This window comes from Burkholderia dolosa (assembly GCF_902499135.1).
GTDB lineage: Bacteria > Pseudomonadota > Gammaproteobacteria > Burkholderiales > Burkholderiaceae > Burkholderia > Burkholderia dolosa.
Genome location: NZ_CABVPR010000056.1, coordinates 1 through 26171, shown reverse-complemented (window position 1 = coordinate 26171; position 26171 = coordinate 1). Strand labels below are relative to the sequence as shown.

Below are 26171 nucleotides of genomic sequence, written 5' to 3'. Positions count from 1 at the left end.
TTCGGGGACATCCCCAGCCGTGGGCCGGCAGCGGCTCGCGCGCGGCACAACCGTCTGCGCAATGGACGCCTCCCAGTCTGGATGCGAGTCTATCGGCGGTTGGCCGCGTCTAAAGGCCGGATTAGCGGGCCGTTTCACCCCGCATTTCCGCGAATGCCGGCCGCGCGTGCACGCGCTCGGCTCGCACGCCCGATCCGGATCGTGTGCGCCGCCCGGCGGGCGACCGTCGGGCGGTGTCCGCAGTCACCCGAAAAGCGACCAAATCCGCCACCTGCTCCGTCGATTGGAACGGCCGGCTCGCGCCGAGAATGCTCGCATGTCGAAGGCTGTCCGCGCGGGCGCCGCGCCGCATTCCGATGTGTGTCGTCTCCATCGCGTGCCGGCCGCTTCGCGCACGCGCTCGGCGCCGTATCGAACCCAGGTTGGCTTACCACGATGACTGAACTCACGATGCCCGACTCCCCCGCCGCGACGATCGAAGCGGCGCTGGCGCTTCATCAGGCCGACCGCCTCGAAGAGGCGGAAACGCTGTATCGCCGGATCCTCGAGGTCGAGCCGCGGCACGCGGACGCGCTTCACCTGCTCGGCCTGATCGGTCATCAGTACGGGCGCTATCACGAAGCGTCCGAGCTGATCATGGCGGCGATCGAGATCCGGCCCGACGCGATCTACTACTACAACCTCGGCAACGTGATGCAGGCGCACAACCGGCCCGCGGCGGCGGCCGAGTGCTTTCGCCTCGCGCTCGAGCTGAAGCCCGACTACGTCGACGCGTACAACAACCTCGGCAACGCGCAGCGGCTCGCGGGCAATGCGCGCGCGGCCGTCGACGCGTTCTGCCGCGCGATCGCGCTGCAGCCGGACAACGGGCAGGCGTACAACAATCTCGGCAACGCGCTGCTCGACCTGAACGAGATTCCGGCCGCGCTCGAGGCATACCAGCATGCGGTCGCGCTGCGCCCGGAGCTGCCGGAGCCGCGCAGCAACCTGCTGTTCGCGTATCACTACAGCGACGCGTACGACGTGCGCGCGTATCTCGACGAAGCCGCGCGCTTCGACGCGCTCGTCACGCAGCGCGCGCGCCCGTGGTCGACGTGGCACGTCGATCTGACCGCGCGCATCGGCCGGCCGCTGCGCGTCGGCATCGTGTCGGGCGACCTGAAGTCGCACCCGGTCGGCTACTTCATCGAAGGGATGCTCGCGCATCTGGACCGCGCGCGCATCGAGCTGTACGCGTATCCGACGCGCGACGTCGAGGACGACGTGACCGCGCGCATCAAGCCGCGCTGCGCGGCGTGGACGTCGCTCGCCGGCATCGGCGACGAGGCCGCCGCCGCGCGGATCCGCGACGACCGCATCGACGTGCTGATCGACGCATCCGGCCACACGATCCACAATCGGCTGCCGCTGTTCGCATGGAAGCCCGCGCCGCTGCAGGTGAGCTGGCCCGGCTATTTCGCGAGCACGGGGATGCGCGCGATCGACTACGTGCTCGGCGACCGCCACGTGATGCCGCCCGAAGAGGCGTCGCATTTCGTCGAACGCGCGTGGCACCTGCCGGACAGCTACCTGTGCTTCACACCGGCGGACGTCGCGATCGACGGCGGCCCGCTGCCGATGCTCGCGAACGGCCATCCGACGTTCGGCTATTTCGGCAAGCTCGCGAAGATCACCGATCGCGTCGTCGCGGTGTGGTCGCGCGTGCTGCGCGACGTGCCGAACGCGAAGCTGTTCGTGAAGGCGCCGCATCTGGACGACGCGAACGAGCAGACGGCGCTCGCCGCCCGCTTCGCCGCGCACGGCATCGGCGGCGAGCGGCTGCAGTTCGAAGGCCGCTCGCCGCGCGCCGACTATCTGGCCGCGTATCGGCGCGTCGACCTGATGCTGAGCCCGTTCCCGTATCCGGGCGGCACGACGACCGCCGAAGCGCTGTGGATGGGCGTGCCGGTGCTCGGCCGGCGCGGCGAGCGCTTTCTGTCGCACATCTGCGAAAGCCTGCTGCATGCGGCGCGCCTGCCGGACTGGATCGCCGCCGACGACGACGCGTACGTCGCGAAGGCCGTCGCGTTCGCCGGCAATCCGGCGGAGCTCGCGGTGCTGCGCACGACGCTGCGCGCGCAGGTGCTCGCGTCGCCGCTGTGCGACGCGCGCCGCTTCGCCCGCCACTTCGAGGACGCGCTGCACGCGATGTGGGCTCGCCACGTCGAAGCCGCGCCCGGAGCGTCGTCGTGAGCGGCACGTCGGTGCTCGTGACCGGCGGCGCGGGCTTTCTCGGCTCGCACCTGTGCGAACGGCTGGTCGACGCGGGCCACGACGTGATGTGCGTCGACAACTTCCACACCGGCAGCAAGCGCAACATCGCGCACCTGATCGGTCGCGTCAATTTCGAGGTGATCCGTCACGACGTGTGGCTGCCGCTGTACGTCGAAGCCGACCGCGTGTTCAACATGGCGTGCCCGGCGAGCCCCGTGCATTACCAGAGCGATCCGGTGTCGACGGTGAAGACCGCCGTGCTCGGCGCGATCAACATGCTCGGTCTCGCGAAGCGCTGCGGCGCGCGGATCCTGCAGGCGTCGACGAGCGAGGTGTACGGCGACGCGCAGCAGCATCCGCAGCAGGAAAGCTACTGGGGCAACGTGAATCCGAACGGGCCGCGCGCGTGCTACGACGAAGGCAAGCGCTGCGCGGAGACGCTGTTCTTCGACTACCACCGTCAGCACGGCGTCGACATCCGCGTGGTGCGGATCTTCAACACGTACGGGCCGCGCATGCGCGCCGACGACGGGCGCGTCGTGTCGAACTTCATCATGCAGGCGCTGCGCGGCGAGCCGATCACGCTGTACGGCGACGGCAGCCAGACGCGTTCGTTCTGCTACGTCGACGATCTCGTCGAAGGGCTGCTGCGGATGATGGACCAGGACGACGACACGGGCCCCGTGAACCTCGGCAACCCGACCGAAATCACGATCCGCGAGCTCGCCGAATGCGTGCTGCGCCTCACCGGCTCGAAAAGCCGCATCGAATACCGGCCGCTGCCGGTCGACGATCCGCTGCAGCGCCGCCCCGACATCGGCCGCGCGCGCCAGCGTCTCGACTGGCAGCCGGGCATCGCGCTCGAGGACGGCCTGAAGGAGACGATCGCCTATTTCCGCAAACTGGTGAATGCATGAGTTCCGACCTGATCGACGCCACGTGTCCCGTCTGTGCCCACACGGTCGCCGCGCCGTTCTTCTGCGCCGGCGAGCGCACGCTCGCGACGCTCGCATGGCCCGCGTCCGCTGAAGCGGCGCGCGCGCTGCCGCGCCATGCGCTGGAGTTCGTCCAGTGTCCGCAGTGTTCGCACGTGTGGAATCACCGGTTCAGCTACGACGCGATTCCATATCAAAGCAATCCGAACCGGATGTTCAACAGTGGCGGAATCTGGAAAGGCCATCTCGCCGCCACGCGCGATCTGCTGCTCGGCGCGCTGCCGGCCGAACCGACGGTCGTCGAGATCGGCTGCGGCGAAGGGCATTTCGTGCGTGGGCTCGCGCAGGCGAGCCGCGGCGGCCGCTTCGCGGGCTTCGACCCGAACGCGAGCGCCGGCACCGGCCACGGGATCGAATTCCATGCGCGGCTGTTCGCGCCGCTCGCGGACATGCCTGCATTCCGCCCCGACGCGATCGTGATCCGCCACGTGCTCGAACACCTGACCGAGCCCGCGAAGCTCGTCGAGCAGCTCGCATGGGCCGCGTCGCGCCAGCCGAACGCGTGCTGGCTGTTCGCCGAGGTGCCGTGCATCGATCGCGTGTTCGACACCGAGCGTCTCGCGGATTTCTTCTACGAGCACGTGTCGCAGTTCACGACCGAATCGTTCCGCACGCTGATGGCGCGCGCGGGCGAGATCGCGACGCTCGCGCACGGCTACGACGGCGAAGTCGTCTATGCGCTCGTGCGGCTCGGTGTGTCCGCGCAAGCGCGCGACCGCGCCGATGCGTCGATGCGCTTCGCCGCGCGGTCGGTCGAGCACCGCGCGGCGATCGCCGCGCAGCTCGCAGCGCTCGCCGAATCGGGGCGGCGCGTCGCGATCTGGGGCGGCACCGGCAAGGCGGCCGCGTTCATCCATCACTTCGATGCCGATGCCGCGCGCTTTCCGCTCGTCGTCGATTCCGATCCGGACAAGGTCGGCACGTACGTGCCGGGCACCGGGCAGAAGATCGAGTTCCGCGACGCGCTGAAGGCGGCGCCGGCCGACGTGATCATCATCCCGACGCAATGGCGCGCGCGCGACATCGTCGCGGAGATGTCGCGCGAAGGGATCGCGGCGAACGCGGTGATGATCGAGCACGAAGGCCGGCTGATCGACTTCGGCCGCGAACCGCATCCGTACTGAGCGTCGCGCGCGATGGAGTCGATCGAAACGCGGCTGCAGGCCGCGCTTGCGCATCATCAGGCCGGGCGTCTGGGCGAAGCGAAGACGCTGTACGACGCGATCCTGTCGGCCGAGCCGGAGCAGCCGGACGCGATGCATTTTCTCGGGCTGCTCGCATGCCAGTTGAAGCAGTACGACGCGGGCCTCGCGCTGATGACGCGCTCGCTCGTTGCACGCCCGGACGCGTCGTACTTCAACAACGTCGGCAACATGCTGCGCGAATGCGGGCGGCTCGCGGACGCGATCGCACATTACCGGCGCGCAATCGCGCTGCGCCCGGACTATCCGGAAGCGCACAACAACCTCGGCAACGCGCTGCGCGACGCACGCGAGCCGGCGCAAGCGATGGCGAGCTGCTCGCGTGCGATCGAGCTGCGGCCCGGCTACGCGGAGGCGTACAACAATCTCGGCAACGTGCTGCAGGACGTCGGCGAACTCGATGCGGCCGCCGCGAGCTACGGAAAGGCGATCGCGTTTCAGCCGACGTACGCGCAAGCGCATAGCAATCTCGGCAACGTCCTGCGCGCGCAGGACAGGCACGCGGACGCGATCGCGCATTACCGCCGCGCGCTCGAACTGCTTCCTGCGCTGCCGGCCGCCCGGCACGGGCTCGGGCTGTCGCTGTGGGCGCGCGGCGAACTCGCCGAAGCCGCGCAGGTGCTGGGCGCGGCCGCGGCCGAATCCGGCGATGCGAGCGTGCACAACAACCTGGCCGGCGTGCTGCGCGACGCCGGCGACCTCGAACGCGCGGCCGCGCACTATGCGCGCGCGATCGCACTGGATCCGTCGCTGGCCGTCGCGCACGCGAACCTGAGCGGCGTGCGTCGCCGCCAGGCACGCTACGCGGAGGCGCTCGCGCATGCGCAGCACGCGATCGGTCTCGCGCCCGGCCTGGCCGACGCGCACAACCACGCGGGCAACGCGTATCACGGACTCGGCGACCTCGCCGCAGCCGAAGCGAGCTATCGCACCGCGCTCGCGCTGAATCCGGCGGACGCCGGCGTGTGCCACAACCTGTCGGTCGTGCTGCTCAAGCGCGAGCGGCCCGACGATGCGCTCGTCTTCTGCCGTCGCGCGCTGGATGCCGGCCGTCCGACCGCGTCGATGTATGTGAATCTCGGCGACATCCTGCGCGCGCAGGGCAACGTCGATGCGGCGGCGAGCGCCTACCGCGACGCGCTGTCGTACGTGCATGACGACGCGGACGACGGCGCGGCTGAAGTGCTGAGCCGGCTGCTGTTCGCGTCGGCCGCGTCCGCGAGCGTGCCGCCCGACACGTATCTGCACGATGCGCGCCGCTACGGCCGCCACGTCGCGGCCCGTTCGACGCGCTACGCGCACGACCCGCGCGAACGCGCGGCGCGCGCGCGGCAGAGGCCGCTGCGCGTGGGCTTCGTGTCCGGCGACCTGCGCCAGCATCCGGTCGGCATCTTTCTCGAAAGCGTGCTCGCGCATCTCGATCGCACGCGCATCGCGCTGCACGTGTATGCGACGTCGGACGAAGAGGACGCGATCACCGCGCGCCTGAAGCCGCATGCGGCCGTGTGGCGTTCGATCGCGCGCGTCGAGCCGCACGCGGCGGCGCGCACGATCCGCGACGACGAGATCGACGTGCTCGTCGATCTCGCCGGCCACACGCAGGCGAGCGGGCTCGCGGTGTTCGGCTGGAAGCCGGCGCCCGTGCAGGCGAGCTGGCTCGGCTTCTTCGCGTCGACCGGGTGCGACGCGATCGACTACTTCATCGGCGATGCGCACACGCTGCCCGCCGACGAAGCGCATCACTTCGTCGAGCAGCCGTGGCGGCTGCCGGACAGCTATCTGTGCTTCACGCCGCCGTCCGACGACGTCGCGGTCGGCCCGCTGCCGATGGCCGCGAACGGGCACGTGACGTTCGGCTGCTTCGGCAAGCTCGTGAAGCTCGGCGACGACGTCGTGCGCGTGTGGGCGCGCGTGCTGCACGCGCTGCCGACCGCGCGGCTGCTGCTGAAGGCGCGCGAACTCGAGCAGGCGGCCGTGCGCGATGCGACCGCCGCGCGCTTCGCGCAGCACGGGATCGACGCAGGCCGGCTCGCGTTCGACGGCGCATCGCCGCGCGCGGAATACTTCGCCGCGTACAACCGGATCGACGTCGCGCTGAGCCCGTTCCCGTATCCAGGCGGCACGACGACGGCCGAAGCGCTGTGGATGGGCGTGCCGGTGATCGGGATGAAGGGTGCGCGCTTCGTCACGCACATCTGCGAGAGCCTGCTGCATGCGGCCGGGATGAGCGACTGGATCGCGGCCGACGAGGACGACTACGTCGCGAAGGCCGTGTCGGCCGCGCAGGATCGCGCGCGGCTGGCCGCGCTGCGCGCCGGGCTGCGTGCGCAATTGCTCGCGTCGCCGCTATGTGACGCGGCGCGCTTCGCGCGGCATCTCGAACACGCTTTCGTCGGCATGTGGGAACGCTATACGGAAACCGCACACGCATCATGAACGATCTCCACGACACGTTGCAGCACGCGCTCGCGCATCATCAGGCCGGGCGTCTGGGCGAAGCGAAGACGCTGTACGACGCGATCCTGTCGGCCGAGCCGGAGCAGCCGGACGCGATGCATTTTCTCGGGCTGCTCGCATGCCAGCTGAAGCAATACGACGCGGGCCTCGCGCTGATGACGCGTTCGCTCGTTGCGCGCCCCGACGCGTCGTACTTCAACAACGTCGGCAACATGCTGCGCGAATGCGGGCGGCTCGCGGACGCGATCGCGCATTACCGGCGCGCGATCGCGCTGCGCCCCGACTATCCGGAAGCGCACAACAATCTCGGCAACGCGCTGCGCGACGCACGCGAGCCGGCGCAAGCGATGGCGAGCTGCTCGCGCGCGATCGAGTTGCGGCCCGGCTACGCGGAGGCGTACAACAACCTCGGCAACGTGCTGCAGGACGTCGGCGAACTCGATGCGGCCGCCGCGAGCTACGGAAAGGCGATCGCGTTTCAGCCGACGTACGCGGACGCGCATAGCAATCTCGGCAACGTCCTGCGCGCGCAGGACAGGCTTGCGGACGCGATCGTCCACTACCGCCGCGCGCTCGAACTGAATACGGAACTGCGCGCCGCGCATCGCGGGCTGGCCGCCGCGCTGCGCGCGACCGGCGATTTCGACGGCGCGCTCGCGCATGCACGCGCGGGCCTCGAACCCGACGACGCGCCCGCGCACTACGCGCTCGGACTGTCGCTGCGCGGCATCCAGGATTTCGACGGCGCCGCGCGGCTGTTCGAACGCGCGTGCGAGATCGATCCCGGCTACGCGCCCGCATGGGCGCGGCTCGGCGAGCTGCGCTGCCAGCAGGGCGAATACGAGGAATCGGTGCGGCTGTGCCGGCATGCGATCGAACTCGATCCGGAGCTCGCGGACGCGTACAACTTCCTCGGTCTCGCGTATCACAACCTCGACCGGATGGCGGCAGCCGAACTCAGTCATCGCCATGCGATCGACCTGAACCCGGACGACGCGGACGCGCACCACAATCTCGCGGCCGCGCTGTTTCGCCTCGACAAGCTCGACGACGCGATGGACGAATACCGGAAGGCGCAGGAACTCGGCGTCGATCCGATGAAGATCCGGCTGACGCTCGGCGACATCCTGTGGGCGAAGCGCGATTTCGCGGGCGCGATCGCCGCGTTCCGCGACGCGGTCGATCACGATCCGCACCGTGCATATGCGCGCCTGATGTTCAACATGTCGATTTCGCCGCTGTTCGCGCCGGACGACTGGATCGCCGAAGCGCGCCGCTACGGCGACTATCTGGCGCGCGACGCGCGCCGTTTCGAGCACGATCGCGAGCAGCGCGCGCGCGACGCACGCGGCCGTCCGCTGCGCGTCGGCTTCGTGTCCGGCGATCTGCGTCAGCATCCGGTCGGCATCTTCCTCGAAAGCGTGCTCGCGCATCTCGACCGCACGCGGATCGAACCGCACGCGTACGTGACGTTCGCGATCGAGGACGGCGTGACCGCGCGGCTGAAGCCGCGTTTCGCGAGCTGGCAGAAGCTCACGTGCATGAGCCGCGACCAGGCCGCGCAGATGATCCGCGACGACGGCATCGACGTGCTCGTCGATCTGGCCGGTCATACGAACTGGAGCGGGCTGCCGGTGTTCGCGCACCGGCCGGCGCCCGTGCAGGCGAGCTGGCTCGGCTTTTTCGCGACGACCGGCTGCCGCGAGATCGACTACTTCATCGGCGACGCGCACACGCTGCCCGCCGACGAAGCGCATCACTTCGTCGAGCAGCCGTGGCGGCTGCCGGACAGCTACCTGTGCTTCACGCCGCCGGCGCACGACGTCGCGGTCGGCCCGCTGCCGATGGACGCGAACGGCCACGTGACGTTCGGCTGCTTCGGCAAGCTGACGAAAATCAGCGACGACGTCGTCGCGCTGTGGTCGCAGCTGCTGCATGCGCTGCCGGGTGCGCGGCTGATGCTGAAGGCGCACGAGCTCGGCACCGGCGACCTGAACCGTGCGACGCTCGAACGCTTCGCGCGGCACGGGATCGACGCGCAGCGGCTGATCCTCGAGGCCGGCTCGCCGCGCGCCGAGTATTTCGGCGCGTACAACCGGATCGACATCGCGTTGAGTCCGTTTCCGTATCCGGGCGGCACGACGACGGCCGAAGCGCTGTGGATGGGCGTGCCGGTGATCGGAATGAAGGGCTCGCGGTTCGTCACGCACATCTGCGAGAGCCTGCTGCATGCGGCCGGGATGAGCGACTGGATCGCCGCGGACGAACGCGCATATCTCGCGAAGGCGACCGCGTTCGCGCAGGACCGCGACGCGCTCGCCCGCTTGCGCGCGACGCTGCGCGAGCGCACGCTCGCGTCGCCGCTATGCGATGCGGCACGCTTCGCGCGCCATCTCGAGGATGCGTTCCACGGGATGTGGGCGCGCTACGCGGCAGGCGACCCGCCCGGGCAGCCCGCATGACGGCCGATATCGCCGAACGGCTGAACACGGCGCTCGCGCATCATCAGGCCGGGCGGCTCGACGATGCGCGCGTGCTGTACGAGGCGATCCGCCGCGACGCGCCCGATCATCCGGACGCGACGCATTTTCTCGGACTGCTCGCATGCCAGCTCGGCCAGTTTCCGGCCGGCCTCGCGCTGATGGAGCGCGCGATCGCACTGCGCGCCGACCCCGTCTATCTGAACAACTTCGGCAACATGCTGCGTGCGCACGGCCGGCTCGACGATGCGATCGCCGCGTATCGGCGCGCGACCGCGCTCGCGCCCGGCTACGCGGAAGCGCACAGCAATCTCGGCAACGCGCTGCGCGACGCGCGCGACCCGGACGCGGCGATGCTGAGCTGCGCACACGCGCTCGCGCTGCGTCCCGACTACGCGCCGGCGTACAACAACCTCGGCAACGCGCTGCAGGACAAGGGTGAGCTCGATGCGGCGGCGCGCGCGTACGACAAGGCGATCGCGCTCGACCCCGCGTATGCGGACGCGTGCTTCAACCAGGGCAACGTGTTCCGCGCGCAAGGCCGGCTCGACGATGCGATCGCACGCTATCGCCGCGCGATCGGGCTGCAGCCGCAACTGCACGCGGCCCATCATGCGCTCGGCGTGCTGCTGTTCGAGCGCGGCGAACTCGACGCGGCGATCGCGAGCCTGCGCTGCGCGGCGCAATCGGGTGAAGTCGACAGCCTGTTCAATCTCGCCGCCGCGCTCGATCGCGCGGGCGATCTCGAAGGCGCGGTCGCGAGCCTGCGGCGCGCGCTCGCCGCCGCGCCGGATCGCGCGGATCTCCATCACCATCTCGCGCAGACGCTCGTGCGGCAAGGCAAGCGGCGCGAAGCGCTGGACAGCTGCCGGATCGCGCTGTCGCTGCCGAATCCGACCGCGCAGATGCATGCGGTGATGGGCGACATCCTGTGCGCGCTGTGGCACATCGATGCCGGCCTCGCGAGCTACGATCGTGCGCTCGAACTCGATCCCGCGTTCCGCAACGCGCATTCGGGCCGCATGTTCCATGGCGCCGGCACCGACCGGCTGTCGCCCGCGCAGTTGCTCGAGCAAGCGCGCGCGTTTGGCGTGCAGATGGCCGCGCAGGCGTCGCCGCTGCGGCACGCGCCGCGTGCGGCGCGCGGGCGACCGCTGCGCGTCGGCTTCGTGTCCGGCGACCTGCGCTCGCATCCGGTCGCGGTGTTCCTGCGCAGCATCGTCGCGGCGATCGACCCGGCGCGGATCGAACTGGCCGCGTATGCGACGCAATCGGCCGAGGACGATACGACCGCCGCGCTCAAGCGCCACTTCGCGCTGTGGCGCGACATCACCGCACTCGACGATCGTGCGGCCGCCGCGCTGATTGCCGACGACCGCATCGACGTGCTGGTCGACCTGAGCGGCCACACCGCGTTGAACCGTCTGCCGCTGTTCGCGTGGAAGCCGGCGCCGGTGCAGGCGACGTGGCTCGGCTACTTCGCGACCACCGGCATCGCGGAGATCGACTATGTGATCGGCGACCGCCACGTGCTGCCGGACGACGAGGCATCGCACTTCGTCGAGCGGCCGTGGCGGCTGCCGGACAGCTATCTGTGCTTCACGCCGCCCGACCAGCCGCTCGAAGTCGGGCCTCTGCCGGCCGAGCGCAACGGCTTCGTGACGTTCGGCTGCCTGAACAACGCGAACAAGATCGGCGCGCCGGTCGTCGCGCTGTGGGCGCGCGTGCTGCACGCGGTGCCGGGCGCGCGGCTGCTGCTGAAATCCGCGCAGCTCGACGAGGCGGCGCTGCGCGACGGCCTGAGCGCACGGTTCGCCGCGCACGGCATCGGCGCGGAACGGCTGATGCTGCGCGGCGGCTCGAAGCGGCTCGCGCACATCGGCACGTTCAACGACATCGACATCGTGCTCGATCCGTTTCCGTATCCGGGCGGCACGACGAGCATGGAAGGGCTGTGGATGGGCGCGCCGTTCGTCACGCGGCGCGGCGACCGCTTCCTGTCGCATATCGGCGAAAGCATCCTGCACACGCTCGGGATGCCCGAATGGATCGCGCACGACGACGCCGAGTACGTCGCGAAGGCGGCCGCGTTCGCGCGCGATCTGCCGAAGCTGGCGGCCGTAAGGGCCGGACTGCGCGAGCGGCTGCTGCGCTCGCCGCTGTGCGACGCGCGACGCTTTGCGCGCCATCTCGAGGCGGCGTTCGTGCAGATGTTCGAGGCGGCGGCGGTCTAGGTTGTTGGCGGCGGCGGGGTGGACGTCGACATCGATGCCGCCGCCACCGCCGACACCGACACCGACACCGACACCGACACCGACACCGACACCGACACCGACACCGACACCGACACCGACACCGACACCGATACCGATACCGATACCGATACCGATACCGATACCGATACCGATACCGATACCGATACCGATACCGACACCGGTGCCGATACCGCTGCCGATGCCGTGCGCGTCACGCACTGCTGCCGAACGATAGCCGCGGCGCGGCGCGCCGTTGCGGCGCCGGGTCGCGCCACACCACACCACACCGCGGCCGACGGCGCGATGCCCGCGCCCGGCCGCACCGTCGTGGTTCCCGTTCCGACTCCCGTCCCCGATACAAAAAAACGGCCGCCCGAAGGCGGCCTGACGTTACGACAGCGGCAGCCGCTCGATCGCGGCGCGCGTTGTTGTTCGTTCGGTCACAGCATGCCGGTCGCCTGATAGAGGCTCGCGGCCTGGATCCGGTCGCGCGATTCGGTGAACTCGTGCGCGAGCCGGTCGCGCGCGGCCTGCGCGTGCTGCGCGATCGACGCGTCGACGTCCATGATCCGGCGGATCGTGTCGAGTGCGTCGGGCGGCTGCTCCGCCGACAATCCCGTCAGCAGCGGCGAGCGCTCATCGGCGAGCGCCGCGACGCGCTCCCAGTCGCGCAGCGCGGTGGCGGACTGCATCGCCTGCGTCAGCTGCCAGGCCCGGTTCAGCGTATCGGTCGTCATGGTGGTCGTCCGGAATCGTCGCGTGAAGAGACGGCTTACTTGTTGGTGGCGAGCGTGCCTGCGCTGTTCGAACCGCCGAACAGCTGCGTCAGGTACTTCGTGTTGTTCGCCATCGTCGCCATCAGGTTGTTCAGCGCGGTGAACTGCGCGTTGTACTGCGCGGTCAGCTGGTCCGAATAGTTCTTCAGCTGCGTCGCCTGATCGGACAGGTTCTTCAGATCCGCGTTGAGCGCCGTCGTCCGCTGGTCGATCAGGCCGTTGGTCTGTGTGTAGCCGTTGATCAGCTTGTTCAGCGTCTGGCCGACGCCGTTCGTCGTGTTGAACAGGCCGGCGACCGCCGGGCTGTTCGACGTGAGCGCGGTGTTCAGCGCGGTCGCATCGACCTGCAGCGTGCCGTCCGCCTGCAGGTTGATGCCGATCGCCGACAGCGAATAGGTCGTGCTGCCCGTCTTGACGCCGCCGCTCAGCGCGGTCGCGAGGCCGTTCGAGATCGTGTTCAGCATCGAATCGCCGAGCAGCGGGCCGGCCGTCGACGTGTTCGGATCGTACGACGACAGCGACTGCGCGGTCGTCACGTAGCTGTTGTACGCGTTCACGAAAGCGTTGATCGCGGCCGTCGTCGCGGTCGTGTCCGGCGACAGCGTGACCGTCTGCGTCGTGTTCAGCGCGGCCGGCGTCAGGTTCAGCGTGACGCCCGTCAGCGCGCCCGACACGCTGTTCGACGCGCTCGTCACCGGCGTGCCGTCGATCGTCAGTTGCGCGTCGGCGGCCGCGGTCACGGTCGTGTAGCCGGAAGTCAGCTTCGAATTGACGCCGGTGCCGCTCACCGACACCGTGTTGGCCGCGCCGGTCGAATTCGACTGGATCACCAGATGCTGGCCGTCCGAGCCGGTGATCACCGACGCGGTGACGCCCGGATTGCCGCTCGCGGAGTTGATCGAGTTCGCGATGTCGGACAGCGACGCGCCGGCCGACACGTTCACGTTGAACGGCGTATTGCTGCCGAGCGTGATGCTCAGCGAGCCGGCGGAGATCGTGTCCGACGACGTGATGCCGGCGGACGACAGCTTGTTCGCGGTAGCGAGCTGCGTGACGTTGACCGAATACGCGCCGGCCACCGCACCGCCGCCGCTCTTGACCGACGCGGTGATGCCGTTGCCGCTCGCGGTCGCTGCGAGGCCGCTCAGCGTCGTCCCGTTCGCGAGACCGGCGAGCGCGGTCTGCAGCGCGGACAGCGCCGATTTCAGCTTGCCGACCGCCGAAAGCTCGGTGTTGTCGGCCGTTTGCTTGTTCGTGAGCGTCTGGGTCTGACCGGCCGTCTTGGCCTGGACCAGCGCGGTCACGAGCGAGTTGACGTCGAGCGTCGAATTGGTCGCGCCGCTGATGATCGATTGTCCAGCCTGCGCCAGAATGCTGCCGACATCCGTCGTGCTCATGCGTTTGCTCCAGTCGTGTGCGCGATCGCGCGCGATCCGGCGGGACGCCGTCCTTCAATGCAAGCAGGGAGGCAAGCCTCCCTGGTGTATCGGGTTCGGGTATCGAACCGGCGTCGTCGCGCGCCGCAACGCGGACGACGCCGTGTGCGCGCGGGCAGGGCGCCCGCCGCGCGTGCTTCCCGATTACTGCAGGAGCTTCAGAACTTGCTGCGGCAGCGAGTTCGCTTGCGCGAGCACCGAGATGCCGGCTTGCTGCAGCACTTGCGCCTTGCTCAGGTTCGCCGTTTCCGTCGCGAAGTCCGCGTCGGTGATCTGCGCGCGGGCTGCGCTCATGTTCGTTGCCTGCGTCTGCGTCGTCGTGATCGCAGCCTGGAACGTGTTCTGTGCTGCACCCAGCGTTGCCTGGAACGTGTTGACGTTCTTCAGTGCCGCGTCGATCGCCGTGATCGCCGACTGTGCGCTCGTCTGGTCGCTGACCGACAGGCCGGTCAGGCTCAGGCCCGTGCCCGTGCTCGTCCACACCGTCGCGCCGAAGTCCACGGAAACGGTCTGGTTCGCCGCTGCGCCGACCTGGAACGTGACGTTGCCGGCTGCGCTCAGGATGGTCTGGCCGTTGAACGACGTCTGCGTTGCGACACGGTCGATTTCGCCGAGACGCGTCGTCACTTCCGACTGCAGGTTCGCACGTGCGTTCGAGTCCAGCGAGCCGTCGCCTGCTTCGACTGCCAGCGTACGGATACGCTGCAGGTTGTCGACGGTCGACTGCAGCGCGCCGGCTGCGGTCTGGATCATCGAGATGCCGTTGTTCGCGTTCGAAACGCCTTGCGTCAGCGCGTTGATCGCGGCCGTTTGCGACGTCGCGATCGCGAGGCCGGCTGCGTCGTCCGCTGCCGTGTTCACGCGCTTGCCGGAGGACAGGCGGTTGATCGCTTGCGACAGCGCGTTTTGCGAGCCCGACAGGTTCGTCTGCGTGGTCAGCGACAGGATGTTGGTGTTGATGTTCAGCATTTGCTTCCTCGTTGTGGAAAATGCCTGAGTAGAGACAGGTCTGATTTCGGCGTTGCGCTTTATCGCGAGTGGCGCTGCCCGCCTTTCCTGGTTGACGGCGGCACCCGGCGAAAACTTGAGAGGAATGTGAGAAGAAATTCGGGCCGGACTGGTGGCGATCGCGCCGAACCCGCGCCGGGCCTCGATTGCGGCTCGCGCGACGTTGCCGAGAATCGGGACGAAAGCCGGACTTCCCGCGCTGGCCGGGGCGCCGGGATCGACAAAAGGGTAGTTTTGTCTGTGATTTGCTGATATGATGGCGGGCTGAATTGAGATTTCTGTCACGCCTTTGCCGTTTTCGGCATGTCTGCTGGCAGTCAAACGCGGCGCTGCACGCGGCTTGTGAAGCGTACTCGCGGTGCTTTCCGCCTCTCTTTTCCGGCCTCCGAGGCCGTATTTCCGCTCGTTTCGCCTGTTGTGGGAACGCCCGGATGGCCGGTGCGTGGCGCTTGGCCGCTACGTTTTTGACCGTATAAGCAATTTAGGAACGACATGACGACGATTCTTCTGAAGGAAAACGAGCCGTTCGAAGTGGCGATTCGCCGCTTTCGTCGCGCTATCGAGAAAAACGGCCTGATCGCTGAACTGCGCGAGCGCCAGTCCTACGAAAAGCCGACCGCAGTGCGCAAGCGCAAGAAGGCAGCAGCCGTCAAGCGCCTGCACAAGCGTCTGCGCAGCCAGATGCTGCCGAAGAAGCTCCACTAAGCGCTTCTCCGGTTCGCCGCCAAACGGCGGAGTGTGCTTCGAAAGAAGCCGCTCCGCCGTTTTGCTTTGGGGCGCCGGAAACGCACGGCCGGCGCGGCAGCCGGGCCGCGCGGGCCCGGCGCCGCTCGCTCAGAAGTCGAACTTCGCGCTGACGCTGACCGTGCGCGGGTCGCCCGGCTTCACGTAGTCGGCGTACTGGAACTCCCAGTAGCGGCGGTTCAGCACGTTGTCGATCGACGCGCGCAGCGTCACGTCGTGACGGCCGATGCGCGTCAGGTAGCGCGCGCCGGCGTTGACGACGAGGAAACCCGGCGCGTCGATGCCGCCGGCCGCACGCAGCGGCGTCGCGCCGGTGAACTTGGCGTCGACGCCGAGCGTCAGCCCCGGCACGCCGGGCACCGCATAGCCGAGCTCGCCCGCGAGCACGAAGCGCGGCGCGCCCGCGACGCGATTGCCGTTGTTGCCGACCCCGTTCGCATACCACGCGTCGAGCAGCATCGCGTCGACGCCGGCGTTCCAGCGTGCGCCGAATTTCGCGCGCGCACCGAACTCCAGCCCCTGAATCACCGATTTGCCGTCCTGCACGTAGACGTTCGCCGCGTTCGCATACTCGGCGCTGCGCTCGATACGGAACAGCGCGGCCGTGCCGCTCCAGCGCGCGTGCTCGCTCTTGATCCCGACCTCGTACTGCTTGCTGCGCAGCGGCTTGAGCAACTGGCCGCCGTTCGCGTAGATGTCGTTGACGCGGCTGCCGGGCTCCAGCGATTCCGCATAGCTCGCGTATGCGGTCGTGGTCGGCGCGAGCTTGTACATCACCGCGAACGTCGGCGTCACGACGCCGTTTTGCCGGTAGCCGGGATCCTCGGCGCCGCTCGGCTGGAACGACCGCTGCTCGTAGTTCATGTAGCGCACGCCGGCGAGCGCGGACCAGCGTTCGGTCAGCTGCACGGTATCGCTCGCGAACAGCGACTTCTGCACGATCTCGCTCGTCCGGTACTGGACGAAGCCGTGCGGGCTTTCGTAGCGATACGGGTTCGGCGAATAGAGGTTGCCCGAGCCGAGCGGCACGAACTCGCTGTTCGCCGAGTAGTCGTTCGCCTGTTTCTGCCACGACGCGCCGAGCACGATCTGGTGACTGAACGGGCCGGTGCGCACCTTGCCCTCGACCATCGCGCGCCACTGGCTGAAGCGGTGATCCTCCATCCCGACGTAGCGGCTATCCGTGTAGTCGCCGGCCTGGTTCAGCAGCGACAGCGTGCTTTCGTTGCGGCGTCGCGCCGCCTTGCTGTAGCTGTACGCGACGTCGACGCGCCAGTCGGGCGCGAGTTCGTACTGCAGCCCCGCGGTGTACAGCTGCAGATTCGTGTTCAGGTACTGGTCCTTGCCGCCGAGATCGGTCGTGCCGCCGCTGATCGTCGCCGGCAGCACGCCGCCTGCGTAGCCGCCGGTGAAGATCGACGGCGTCTGGCCGGTCGTGCGGCGCTCCTGATACAGCGCGCCGAACGTCACCGACAGATCGCGCGTCAGGTTCGCCTGCAGCGCGAGCGATACGCTGTCGCGGCGGATGTTGCCGTCGTTGTACGCGGTGCCTTCCTCGTGCGTCGCATTCACGCGCGCGCCGAACATCTTGTTCGGCCCGAAGCGCTGGCTCAGATCGAAGTGCTCGGTCCAGATGTTGGTGCTGCGATAGCCGACGTCGACGCTGCGCACGGGTTCGGCACCCGGCTGCTTGGTCACGTAGTTGACGACGCCGCCGGGCGTCACGAAGCCGTACAGAAAGCCGCCGAGCCCCTTCAGCAGCTCGACGCGCTCGAGCTGTTCGTACGGCATCGTGATGCCGTATGCGACGAACGGCAGCCCGTCGATCTTGTAGCCGTTCTGCCAGTCGAGCTGCATGCCGCGCACGGTCATGTAGCTGGCCCACGCACCGTACGCGCCGCTGTTGTCGGACACCGACGCGTCGTTGGCGAACACGTCGCCGAGCTTGTACGGCCGGCGCGCTTCCAGTTCTTCCGACGTGACGATCGTGGTCGAGAACGGTGTATCGAGCTGACGACGCGTGCCGAGCGCGCCGGCCGAAATCTCGTCGGTCAGGTGCTGCGGCGAATCGTGCGCGGCGGTGATGTTGAGCGCGGGCAGCATCGCCGCGTCGGCCGGCGTGTCGTCCGCTTGGGCGACGGAGGCGGCGAAGCACGCGAGAAGGGCCGCGACGCGGCGCGGGCGGACGGGACGGAGAACGGGACGGACGATCATGAGCGGCAGTTAAAAATGCGAGTAAGAATCATTCGCATTGAGTTAAAATGCCGCGCATCGTACCAAAACTCGTTGAACGCGCAACAATTCCATGCCGCGCGCAAGGGCTTCCGCCCGTGCCGAACCGGCGTGCAGCGTTGCTGCGCGGCGTATGAAACTCGATGATCCATACCCCGTCCTTCCCGGCCCGCGGCCCGCGCGGTTCCGTTGTCCTGTTGCGGCGCGCGCGATGAATGCATGGCTGCGACCGCTTCTCGTGCGCCTGCACCGCTGGTTCGGGCTCGCCATCGCGCTGTTCCTGTTCGTCGCCGGCACGACCGGCGCGCTGATCGCGTGGGACCACGAGCTCGATGCCGCGTTGAACCCGGACTTCTACGTCGCGCGCAGCGATGCGCCGCCGCTCGAGCCGCTGGCGCTCGCGGATCGCATCGAAGCGGCCGATCCGCGCGTGCAGGTGACCTATCTGCCGCTCGCGGTCGAGCCGGCGCATACGCTGCAGATCGGCGTGATGCCTCGTGCCGATTCGGCGACCGGCCAACCGGCTGCGCTCGACTTCAACCAGATCGCGGTCGATCCCGCGACGGGCGCCGTCCAGGGACGCCGCGAATGGGGCGCGTTGTCGCTCGCGCGGCTCGACCTGATGCCGTTCCTCTACCGGCTGCACTACTCGCTGTTCCTGCCGGTGTACGGCGGCATCAATTTCGGGTTCTGGGTGATGGGCGTGGTCGGCATCGTATGGGCCGTCGACAGCCTCATCGCACTCGTGCTCGCGTTTCCGAACCTGAAAAGCTGGCGCAAGTCGTTCGCGTTCCGCGTGCGGCGCGGCGGCTATCCGCTCGTGTTCGACCTGCACCGCTCGGGCGGCGTCTGGGTGTGGGGGCTGCTGCTCGTCGTGGCCGTCACGTCGATCTCGATGAATCTGGGCAATCCGGTCGTGCGGCCGCTCGTGTCGCTGTTTTCGCCGCTCGCCGAGACGCCGTATACGAATCCCGAGCATTTCCCGCCGGCGCCGCCGGGCAGCAAGATGCTGTCGCGCGCGAGGATCGTCGAGCTCGCGCGATCGGCCGGACGCGAGGCCGGAATCGCGGCGCCGCCCGGCGCGCTGCTGTTCGTGCCGGCGATGAACGTCTATGCGGTCGGGTTCTTCGAGCCCGGCAACGATCACGGCGACGTCGGACTCGGCAACGCGTGGCTCTACTGGGACGCGGTGACCGGCAAGCCCGTCGCCGCGCAGGTGCCGGGACGCGGTTCGGCCGGCGACCTGTTCATGCAGGCGCAATTTCCGCTGCACTCGGGGCGGATCGCCGGGATCGCGGGCCGCATCGCGGTCAGCGTGCTCGGCGTCGTGATCGCGATGCTGAGCGTGACCGGCGTGTGCATCTGGGTGAAGAAGCGCAGTGCGCGCGTGCGTGCTGCGCGCCATGCGCGGACGGTCGTGCCGGCATCGTCCCGTGCTGCGCGGTGACGACGCCGCACAAACGTGGCCGGTGAAGCGGCGCGCCCGCCGTCAGCCAGCGCTGCGCCGACGTGCCGGCTGCTGCTTGCCGCCGAGCGCCGCGCATCGCGCGCGGCAAGGGCAGCCGACCTCGTGGTCGTTCACCATCCCGGTTGCCTGCATCAGCGCATAGCAGATCGTCGAGCCGACGAACTTGCAGCCGTACGCTTTCAGCGCCTTGCTGAGCGCGTCGGATTCGGCCGTCGACGCCGGTGCGTCGCGATACGACTGCCATGCATTTTGGATCGGCGTGTGATCGACGAAAGACCACAGGAACTGCGCGAGCGACCCGTGCTCGTCGCGGATCCGCTGCACCGCGCGCGCGTTGACGACCGCCGCTTCCACCTTCGCGCGGTTGCGCACGATGCCCGGGTTCTCCAGCAGTTTCTCGATCCGTTTCGGCGTGAAGCGCGCGACGGCGTCGACGTCGAAATCGGCGAACGCTGCGCGATAGCCGGCGCGCTTGTTCAGGATCGTCGACCACGACAACCCGGCCTGCGCGCCTTCCAGAATCAGCATTTCGAACAGATGGCGGTCGTCGTGCGACGGCACGCCCCATTCGGTGTCGTGATAGTGAGCATCCGCTTCCGTCTTCACCCAGTTGCACCGCTGCGACATCGTGTGCCTCGTTTCCAGTGTCGATTCGATCGCGCCAGCATAGCGGATGCCCGTGGCGCGGGATAGCCGGCCGAACGGCAGATGGGCGCGCGGCGCCGATCCGGTTAAGCTTGGCGCCTGTTCGAATCAGCGGGATCAGCGCATGACGGCATTACTTTTTGCGATCGGCATCGACGGCGGCGGCACCGGCACGCGTGCGGTGCTCGCCGATCGGCACGGGCGGGAGCTCGCGCAGGGGCGCGGCGGTCCGTCGGGTCTCGGGCTCGGCATCGAGCGCGCGTGGGCGTCGATCGGCGCGGCCTGCGCCGACGCATTCACGCGCGCCGGGTTCGCGTTCGACTGGGCGCAGTGCGCGCTCGGCTGCGGGCTCGCGGGCGTCAACAATGCGGCGTGGCTCGCCGCGTTTCGTGCGCAGGCGCCGGTCGAAGCGCTGGCCGTCGAAAGCGATGCGTATACGACCGTCGTCGGCGCGCACGGCGGCGCGCCGGGGCTGATCGTCGCGCTCGGCACCGGAAGCATTGCGGCCGCGCTCGACGCGACGGGCGCTTGCCGCATCGCGGGCGGCTTCGGCTTTCCGTCCGGCGACGAGGCGAGCGGCGCGTGGCTCGGGCTGCGTGCGCTCGCGTATGCGCAGCAGGCGCTCGACGGCCGCGTGCCACGCGACGCGTTCGCTGACGCGCTGCTCGCGGAAACGGGCGCGCAGGACCGCGACGCGCTCGTCCAATGGTCGTGCGACGCGAACCAGACCGCGTATGCGCGCCTCGCACCGCTCGTGTTCGCGCACCGCTCGCATCCGGTTGCCGATGCGCTGATCGCGCAGGCCGGCGAAGAGGTCGGCAAGATGATCGACGCGCTCGATCCGCAGCATGCGCTTCCCGTCGCGCTGTGCGGCGGGCTTGCCGACGCGCTCGCGCCCGCGGTGCCTGCGCGTCATGCGGCGCGGCTGCGTGCGCCGCTCGCCGATTCCGCACACGGCGCGCTGCGGCTCGCGCTGCAGGTGCTGCAGGCCGCTGGCGGCGAATGAAGTCGGTCGCACGCGCGCGTCGGCCGGAACCGCCGGACGCACGCCGGGGCGCGACGTTAGAATGGCGACTCCGCAGCATGCTGCTCGCCTTTCTTCCGTCCCATGTACAAAGTCATCGCCACCGATCTCGACGGCACGCTGCTGAACGGCGAGCATCAGCTCGATCCGTATACGATCGAGACGTTTCGCCGGCTCGATCGCGAAGGCCTGCAGTTCGTGATCGCGACCGGGCGCCACTATGCGGACGTCGCGGGCATCCGCAACGTGCTCGGTATCCGGCCGTATCTGATCACGTCGAACGGCGCACGCGTGCACGCGCCGGACGACACGACGATCCACGCGCAGAACATCGATCCGGCGATCGTCCGTGCGCTCGTGCAGCCGGCGGTCGCCGGCACGCACGGTCGCGTGATCGTCAACCTGTTTACCGACGACGGCTGGCTGATCGACCGCGACGCACCGCACCTGCTCGCGTTCCACCAGGATTCGGGTTTTCGCTACGAAGTGATCGACGTCGCGTCGCACGACGGCGCCGATATCGCGAAGGTGCTGTATATCGGCGAGCCGGCCGATCTGGCGGTCGTCGCCGAGCGGATGCGCGTGCAGTTCGGCGACGCGCTGTACGTCACGTACTCGCTGCCGGACTGCCTCGAGGTGATGACCGCGAACGTGTCGAAGGGCCGCGCGCTGCGTGCGGTGCTCGCTCGGCTCGGCGTCGACGCGGGCCACTGCATCGCGTTCGGCGACAACATGAACGACATCGACCTGCTCGAGACGGCCGGCCACGCATTCATGATGAACAACGCGAACCCCGACCTGATCGCGCGGCTCCCGCATATCCCGCGGATCGGCAACAACTTCGAAGCCGGCGTCGCGCGCCATCTGCGCAGGCTGTTCTCGCTCGAGGACAGCGTCGACGACGTCGCCGCGTCCTGACGGCAATGAAAAACGGGCGCCAGCGGCGCCCGTCGAAATTGCCTGCCTCGATGTTCTTTGGACAGCGTGAGGCTCGCTGTTCTGCTCGCGTGACCCCGTAGTGATTATTCGCTTGTGCGAGCGGATGCGGGCGCCAGGCGGAGCGCATCGTCGCGCCCCGCAACCAGCGGATAGACGATTCCGGCGATGGCGGCGCCGATCACCGGCGCGACCCAGAACAGCCACAGCTGGCCGATCGCTTCGCCGCCGACGAACAGCGCCGGGCCGGTCGAACGGGCCGGGTTCACCGACGTGTTGGTGACCGGGATCGAAATCAGGTGAATCAGCGTCAGGCACAGGCCGATCGCGATCGGCGCGAAGCCGGCCGGCGCGCGCTTGTCGGTCGCGCCGAGGATCACGAACAGGAAGAAGCCGGTCATCACCACTTCGCAGATGAACGCCGCGCCGAGCGAGTAGTGGCCGGGCGAGCGCTCGCCGAAGCCGTTCGTCGCGAAGCCGCTGCCGACGACGTCGAAGCCCGGCTTGCCGGTCGCGATCAGATACAGCACGAATGCGCCGAGCGTGGCGCCGACCACCTGCGCGACGACGTACGGTGCGAGATCGCGCGCCGGGAAGCGGCCGGCGACGGTGAGGCCGACGGTCACCGCCGGGTTCAGGTGGCAGCCGGAGATATGGCCGATCGCGAACGCCATCGTGAGCACGGTGAGGCCAAATGCGAGCGCCACGCCGGCAAAGCCGATGCCGAGGCCCGGAAAGGCGGCGGCCAGCACGGCGCTGCCGCACCCGCCGAGCACCAGCCAGAACGTGCCGAATGCCTCTGCAGCGAGCCGCTGAGAAAGATTCATGTGAGGACCTCGTTCAAGTGGGTTGAAGACATTCCGGCGGCGCAACCGATTTATTGACCGCTGAATTGGTCTGCATTATAGGAAATGAATCGCTGCAGGGAGGGTCAACGATTGTTAAATTTGAATGGCCGGCAATCGCTTTTATTAGAATAAGTCCGCATTCTCGATTTAGCCGAATCGGTTAAAGATGGCATCATTTATTTCGAAGGGCACGGTGGCAGTGCGGATAACGTAACGGGGGTTGGTGTCCCGGCCTGAGCCGCCGGGGCCGCATCACGGAAAAGGGGAGTCGAAAAATGTCTCAATACGCGAAACTCAAGGCCCAGATCGCCGATCTGCAGGCCCAGGCGGACGAAGTCCGCCGCCAGGAAGTGGCAACGGTCATTGCCGAAGTTCAGCGGATGATCGCGGAATACGGGCTCACGGCCCAGGATCTCGGCTTTGCGGAGCGCGCGCGGCGCGGCCGTCCGCCGAAAAAGGCGCCGCTGCCGCCGAAATACCGCGATCCGAAGTCGGGTGCAACCTGGAGCGGCCGCGGCAAACCGCCGAACTGGATCGTCGGCAAAAACCGCGATCGTTTCCTGATCGAATGACCGAAAGCCAAAAAGAAAGAGCCGCATCGTCGATGCGGCTCTCCGTTTTTTGACGCCGATTTCGGCGCGAATTTCAAGCGGTATTTTCTGCGCGGTTTCGTCGTCACGCGCCCGCGACGCGGCGCAATGCCGGCCGCCGGGCCGTCGCGCAAAGCGACTCGTAAGTCTCGACGTAGCGCCGCGCCATCGCCTTCGCACTGAAACGCGAGTCGAAGCGCGCGCGAATCGCATCGCGCGACAGGCTGTCGATCCGGTGCAGCGCGCCGACGGCGCCTTGCACGTCCTCGACGATGAAGCCCGTCACGCCGTCCTCGATCACTTCCGGCACGGAGCCGCGATTGAATGCGACGACCGGCGTGCCGCACGCCATCGCCTCGATCATCACGAGGCCGAACGGCTCCGGCCAGTCGATCGGGAACAGCAGCGCCTTCGCGCCCGACAGGAACGCCGGCTTCTGCGCCTCGTTGATCTCGCCGATGAACTCGACGTGCGCTTCGCCGAGCAGCGGCTCGATCACTTCCTTGAAGTAGTCGGCGTCGGCCTTGTCGACTTTCGCGGCGATCTTCAGCGGCAACCCGCTTTGCGCGGCGATCCGGATCGCCGTGTCGACGCGCTTTTCCGGGCAGATCCGGCCGAGGAACGCCAGATATTCGGGCTTCACGTCCGGCTGCGGCGTCAGCAGCGTTTCGGGCAGCCCGTGATAGACGGTGCCGGCCCACGCGGCCAGCGGCAGCGGCTTGCGCTGCGAATTCGAGATCGACACGACCGGCGCGTCCGGGAACGCGTCGAATACCGGCTGCAGCTCGGGCAGGTCGAGGCGACCGTGCAGCGTCGTCACGTACGGCGTGTCCAGGCGCGACATCAGCGGGAACGGCAGATAGTCGAGATGAAAGTGCAGCACGTCGAACTCGTGCGCGACCCGCGCAACCTGCTCGAGCAGCCGCATATGGGGCGCCATCGAATCGCGGATCGACGGGTCGAGCCGCAGCGCGCGCGGCCACGCCGCTTCGAGGCGGGCCGACGTGACGGAGTCGCCGCTGGCAAAGAGCGTCACGTCGTGGCCGAGTTCGACGAGCGCTTCCGTCAGATAGGACACGACGCGCTCGGTGCCGCCGTAAAGTTTCGGCGGGACGGCTTCGTAAAGCGGCGCGATCTGGGCAATGCGCATGGGCGTTCTCCTGTATCGACCCCGGATGGCGCCGCGGCGCGGCCGGTGCCGGGTCAAGCAATCGATCGGGGGCGGATCAGCGGCGGTTCCGATCGATACGAGGTTGCGGGATCGCCGACGCATGCTGTCGGCGGTGCGTAGCCGGGCCTCGGGCGGAATGCGCGGGCGCCGGAACGGCAAGAGCGGGGCGGGCCGATGCGGCCTCACGGCACCGCCCATTGGAGTTCATTATCGATATCGCCCTGCGGGGTTCGAGTGTTTTTTCAAACACTTAAGGCTTGTTACAGGCTGAAATACGAGAAAACCCGGATAAAAAGGGTGCGGAAACACGAAGCGAGATAGCGCCGACTATTGTTGCGCTATCGTGAAAAACCACTATAATTTTTGCCGATCCGCACGCCCGCAGCCTTGTCGGCTGGCCCTTTCCCGCAATTCCCGTCCGTCCGCGCGCATCAAGGCCAACGCGCCCGTCGCGTCGCTTTTCGATTGCTCCCTTTCAAACCGCCTTGTCGGAAAAATTCCTACACGGTTTACAGACAAATCCTGCACGGCATACGCCACTTCGCTGATACCGGCATAAATGCCGTTTGGCCAAAATTCGCCCTGTAAGACTATAAACGTGCCGACTGCGCGCCAATTGCGACCTGATCGAGCAAACGTTTTCATAACGAATGGCCAAAGCAAAGCTCTTTACGGGGGAATCATGAGCGCCACCAGCGAAATGCTCAGTGAGATCAAAGAGGTCAACCTGTCGTACCTCCTCCTCGCGCAGCGCCTGCTGCGGGAAGACAAAGCGATGGGCATGTTCCGCATGGGAATTTCCCAGGAACTGGCCGACGTGCTGGCGAACCTCACGCTCGCGCAGACCGTGAAGCTCGCCGCATCGAACCAGATCCTGTGCCGTTTCCGCTTCGACGATCACGCGTTGCTGTCGTCGCTCGCCGACAAAGGCCGCAGCGACGTCGTCACGCACGCACACTCGGCCATCCTGATGGCCGGCCAGCCGGTCGAAAGCGTCCGCTGATCCATCCGCCTTGCGTTCGTCCCGGCGCGTCGCGCCGGCGGGCGACGTATGGCCACGCACGAACAACGTCACGCGGACCGTTATCACCATGGCAAGCAAAAGCGTCGTGATCGAGGTGAAGGAAATCACCCTCGCCATCGAACTGATCGAACTGGGCGCCCGGCTGCAGCTGCTCGAGGCGGAGACGAGCCTGTCGCGGGATCGTCTGATCAAGCTGTACAAGGAGCTGAAGGGCGTGTCGCCGCCGAAGGGGATGCTGCCGTTCTCGACCGACTGGTTCATGACCTGGCAGCCGAACATCCACTCGTCGCTGTTCTACAACATCTACCGGTTCATGCAGGACCACGGCCGCTGCGAGCCGATCCAGTCGATCGTGAAGGCGTACCGGCTGTATCTGGAACACGTGCACCTGTCGGGCGACGAGGCCGTGCTGAGCCTCACGCGCGCATGGACGCTGGTGCGCTTCTTCGACTCGGGGATGCTGCAGACGACCGCGTGCACGCGCTGCGGCGGCCACTTCGTCGCGCATGCGCATGACCCGCATCAAGGTTTCGTCTGCGGGCTGTGCCAGCCGCCGTCGCGCGCGGGCAAGACGCGCAAGGCCGCCGCCGCGCGCGCCGAGCTGTCGGCCGCCGCGGCCTGAGCGCC

Annotated in this window: 21 protein-coding genes; 14 read left to right on the top strand and 7 right to left on the bottom strand. The window is 68.1% G+C overall.

The window, feature by feature from the left end; translation table 11 throughout:
* Positions 1 to 435 precede the first annotated feature (435 nt).
* Genes BUB20358_RS21665 through BUB20358_RS21635 form a run of 7 tightly spaced genes read left to right on the top strand, consistent with a single transcriptional unit; the run spans position 436 to position 12104 of the window.
* Positions 436 to 2232: an O-linked N-acetylglucosamine transferase, SPINDLY family protein gene (locus tag BUB20358_RS21665; RefSeq protein WP_035971404.1), complete on the top strand. Its 1797-nt coding sequence runs from the start codon at positions 436 to 438 to the stop codon at positions 2230 to 2232.
* Positions 2229 to 3170, top strand: coding sequence for a UDP-glucuronic acid decarboxylase family protein (locus BUB20358_RS21660; RefSeq protein ID WP_035971403.1), 942 nt, complete (start codon positions 2229 to 2231; stop codon positions 3168 to 3170). The genes BUB20358_RS21665 and BUB20358_RS21660 overlap by 4 nt, the downstream gene beginning before the upstream one ends.
* On the top strand, positions 3167 to 4372 hold the full coding sequence (locus tag BUB20358_RS21655) for a class I SAM-dependent methyltransferase (protein ID WP_035971402.1): 1206 nt from the start codon (positions 3167 to 3169) through the stop codon (positions 4370 to 4372). Before BUB20358_RS21660 ends, BUB20358_RS21655 begins: the two co-directional genes overlap by 4 nt.
* A gap of 12 nt (positions 4373 to 4384) precedes the next feature.
* The gene (locus tag BUB20358_RS21650; RefSeq protein ID WP_006762918.1) at positions 4385 to 6886 is read left to right on the top strand and encodes a tetratricopeptide repeat protein; all 2502 of its coding nucleotides are present in this window, start codon (positions 4385 to 4387) and stop codon (positions 6884 to 6886) included.
* Positions 6883 to 9369 carry a tetratricopeptide repeat protein gene (locus BUB20358_RS21645; RefSeq protein WP_045552496.1) on the top strand — a complete coding sequence of 829 codons (2487 nt, stop codon included), beginning with the start codon at positions 6883 to 6885 and terminating at the stop codon, positions 9367 to 9369. Before BUB20358_RS21650 ends, BUB20358_RS21645 begins: the two co-directional genes overlap by 4 nt.
* The gene (locus tag BUB20358_RS21640; protein WP_035971400.1) at positions 9366 to 11621 is read left to right on the top strand and encodes an O-linked N-acetylglucosamine transferase, SPINDLY family protein; all 2256 of its coding nucleotides are present in this window, start codon (positions 9366 to 9368) and stop codon (positions 11619 to 11621) included. Before BUB20358_RS21645 ends, BUB20358_RS21640 begins: the two co-directional genes overlap by 4 nt.
* 18 nt (positions 11622 to 11639) lie before the next feature.
* Positions 11640 to 12104, top strand: a complete 465-nt coding sequence (locus BUB20358_RS21635) for a hypothetical protein (RefSeq protein WP_174905115.1) — start codon at positions 11640 to 11642, stop codon at positions 12102 to 12104.
* Here BUB20358_RS21635 and BUB20358_RS21630 read toward each other — a convergent pair.
* The 3 genes from BUB20358_RS21630 to BUB20358_RS21620 form a co-directional block, all read right to left on the bottom strand.
* Positions 12083 to 12379 (bottom strand): flagellar protein FliT, encoded by a 297-nt coding sequence (locus BUB20358_RS21630; RefSeq protein WP_006762915.1) that lies wholly within the window; start codon positions 12377 to 12379, stop codon positions 12083 to 12085. The two genes, BUB20358_RS21635 and BUB20358_RS21630, sit on opposite strands and share 22 nt — an antisense overlap.
* A 35-nt stretch (positions 12380 to 12414) precedes the next feature.
* Positions 12415 to 13815, bottom strand: coding sequence for a flagellar filament capping protein FliD (fliD, locus tag BUB20358_RS21625; protein ID WP_006762914.1), 1401 nt, complete (start codon positions 13813 to 13815; stop codon positions 12415 to 12417).
* A gap of 183 nt (positions 13816 to 13998) precedes the next feature.
* On the bottom strand, positions 13999 to 14823 hold the full coding sequence (locus BUB20358_RS21620; protein ID WP_006762913.1) for a flagellin domain-containing protein: 825 nt from the start codon (positions 14821 to 14823) through the stop codon (positions 13999 to 14001).
* 531 nt (positions 14824 to 15354) lie between these two features.
* Between BUB20358_RS21620 and rpsU the strand changes: the two genes are divergently transcribed.
* Positions 15355 to 15567, top strand: coding sequence for a 30S ribosomal protein S21 (gene rpsU / locus BUB20358_RS21615; protein WP_006401410.1), 213 nt, complete (start codon positions 15355 to 15357; stop codon positions 15565 to 15567).
* Positions 15568 to 15696: 129 nt separating this feature from the next.
* On the opposite strand, the gene BUB20358_RS21610 is transcribed toward rpsU, so the two are convergent.
* Complete coding sequence (locus BUB20358_RS21610) at positions 15697 to 17820, bottom strand: TonB-dependent siderophore receptor (protein ID WP_006762912.1); 2124 nt, start codon at positions 17818 to 17820, stop codon at positions 15697 to 15699.
* A gap of 229 nt (positions 17821 to 18049) precedes the next feature.
* Between BUB20358_RS21610 and BUB20358_RS21605 the strand changes: the two genes are divergently transcribed.
* Positions 18050 to 19285, top strand: coding sequence for a PepSY-associated TM helix domain-containing protein (locus tag BUB20358_RS21605; RefSeq protein ID WP_035971396.1), 1236 nt, complete (start codon positions 18050 to 18052; stop codon positions 19283 to 19285).
* Positions 19286 to 19327: 42 nt separating this feature from the next.
* Here BUB20358_RS21605 and BUB20358_RS21600 read toward each other — a convergent pair whose 3' ends face one another.
* A complete protein-coding gene (locus BUB20358_RS21600; RefSeq protein ID WP_006762910.1) occupies positions 19328 to 19933 on the bottom strand; it encodes a DNA-3-methyladenine glycosylase I in 606 nt (201 codons plus the stop codon).
* A gap of 142 nt (positions 19934 to 20075) precedes the next feature.
* Here BUB20358_RS21600 and BUB20358_RS21595 point away from each other — a divergent pair, with 142 nt between their 5' ends.
* Together BUB20358_RS21595 and BUB20358_RS21590 are read left to right on the top strand one after the other, a co-directional pair.
* Entirely contained in the window at positions 20076 to 20957 is an 882-nt protein-coding gene (locus BUB20358_RS21595) for a glucosamine kinase nucleotide-binding domain-containing protein (protein WP_035971395.1), read from the top strand.
* Between the two features lie 102 nt (positions 20958 to 21059).
* Positions 21060 to 21893, top strand: coding sequence for a Cof-type HAD-IIB family hydrolase (locus BUB20358_RS21590; protein ID WP_006762908.1), 834 nt, complete (start codon positions 21060 to 21062; stop codon positions 21891 to 21893).
* A 104-nt stretch (positions 21894 to 21997) separates the two neighbouring features.
* Here BUB20358_RS21590 and aqpZ read toward each other — a convergent pair whose 3' ends face one another.
* Positions 21998 to 22738: an aquaporin Z gene (gene aqpZ, locus BUB20358_RS21585; protein WP_006762907.1), complete on the bottom strand. Its 741-nt coding sequence runs from the start codon at positions 22736 to 22738 to the stop codon at positions 21998 to 22000.
* 296 nt (positions 22739 to 23034) lie between these two features.
* On the opposite strand from aqpZ, the gene BUB20358_RS21580 reads away from it, so the two are divergent.
* Positions 23035 to 23331 carry an H-NS histone family protein gene (locus BUB20358_RS21580; protein WP_006762906.1) on the top strand — a complete coding sequence of 99 codons (297 nt, stop codon included), beginning with the start codon at positions 23035 to 23037 and terminating at the stop codon, positions 23329 to 23331.
* Between the two features lie 103 nt (positions 23332 to 23434).
* On the opposite strand, the gene BUB20358_RS21575 is transcribed toward BUB20358_RS21580, so the two are convergent.
* On the bottom strand, positions 23435 to 24499 hold the full coding sequence (locus BUB20358_RS21575) for a glycosyltransferase family 4 protein (RefSeq protein WP_035971394.1): 1065 nt from the start codon (positions 24497 to 24499) through the stop codon (positions 23435 to 23437).
* 703 nt (positions 24500 to 25202) lie between these two features.
* Here BUB20358_RS21575 and flhD point away from each other — a divergent pair.
* Complete coding sequence (flhD, locus tag BUB20358_RS21570; protein WP_035971393.1) at positions 25203 to 25523, top strand: flagellar transcriptional regulator FlhD; 321 nt, start codon at positions 25203 to 25205, stop codon at positions 25521 to 25523.
* A gap of 88 nt (positions 25524 to 25611) precedes the next feature.
* Positions 25612 to 26166 carry a flagellar transcriptional regulator FlhC gene (flhC, locus tag BUB20358_RS21565; protein WP_045552495.1) on the top strand — a complete coding sequence of 185 codons (555 nt, stop codon included), beginning with the start codon at positions 25612 to 25614 and terminating at the stop codon, positions 26164 to 26166.
* The last annotated feature ends 5 nt before the right edge of the window (positions 26167 to 26171 follow it).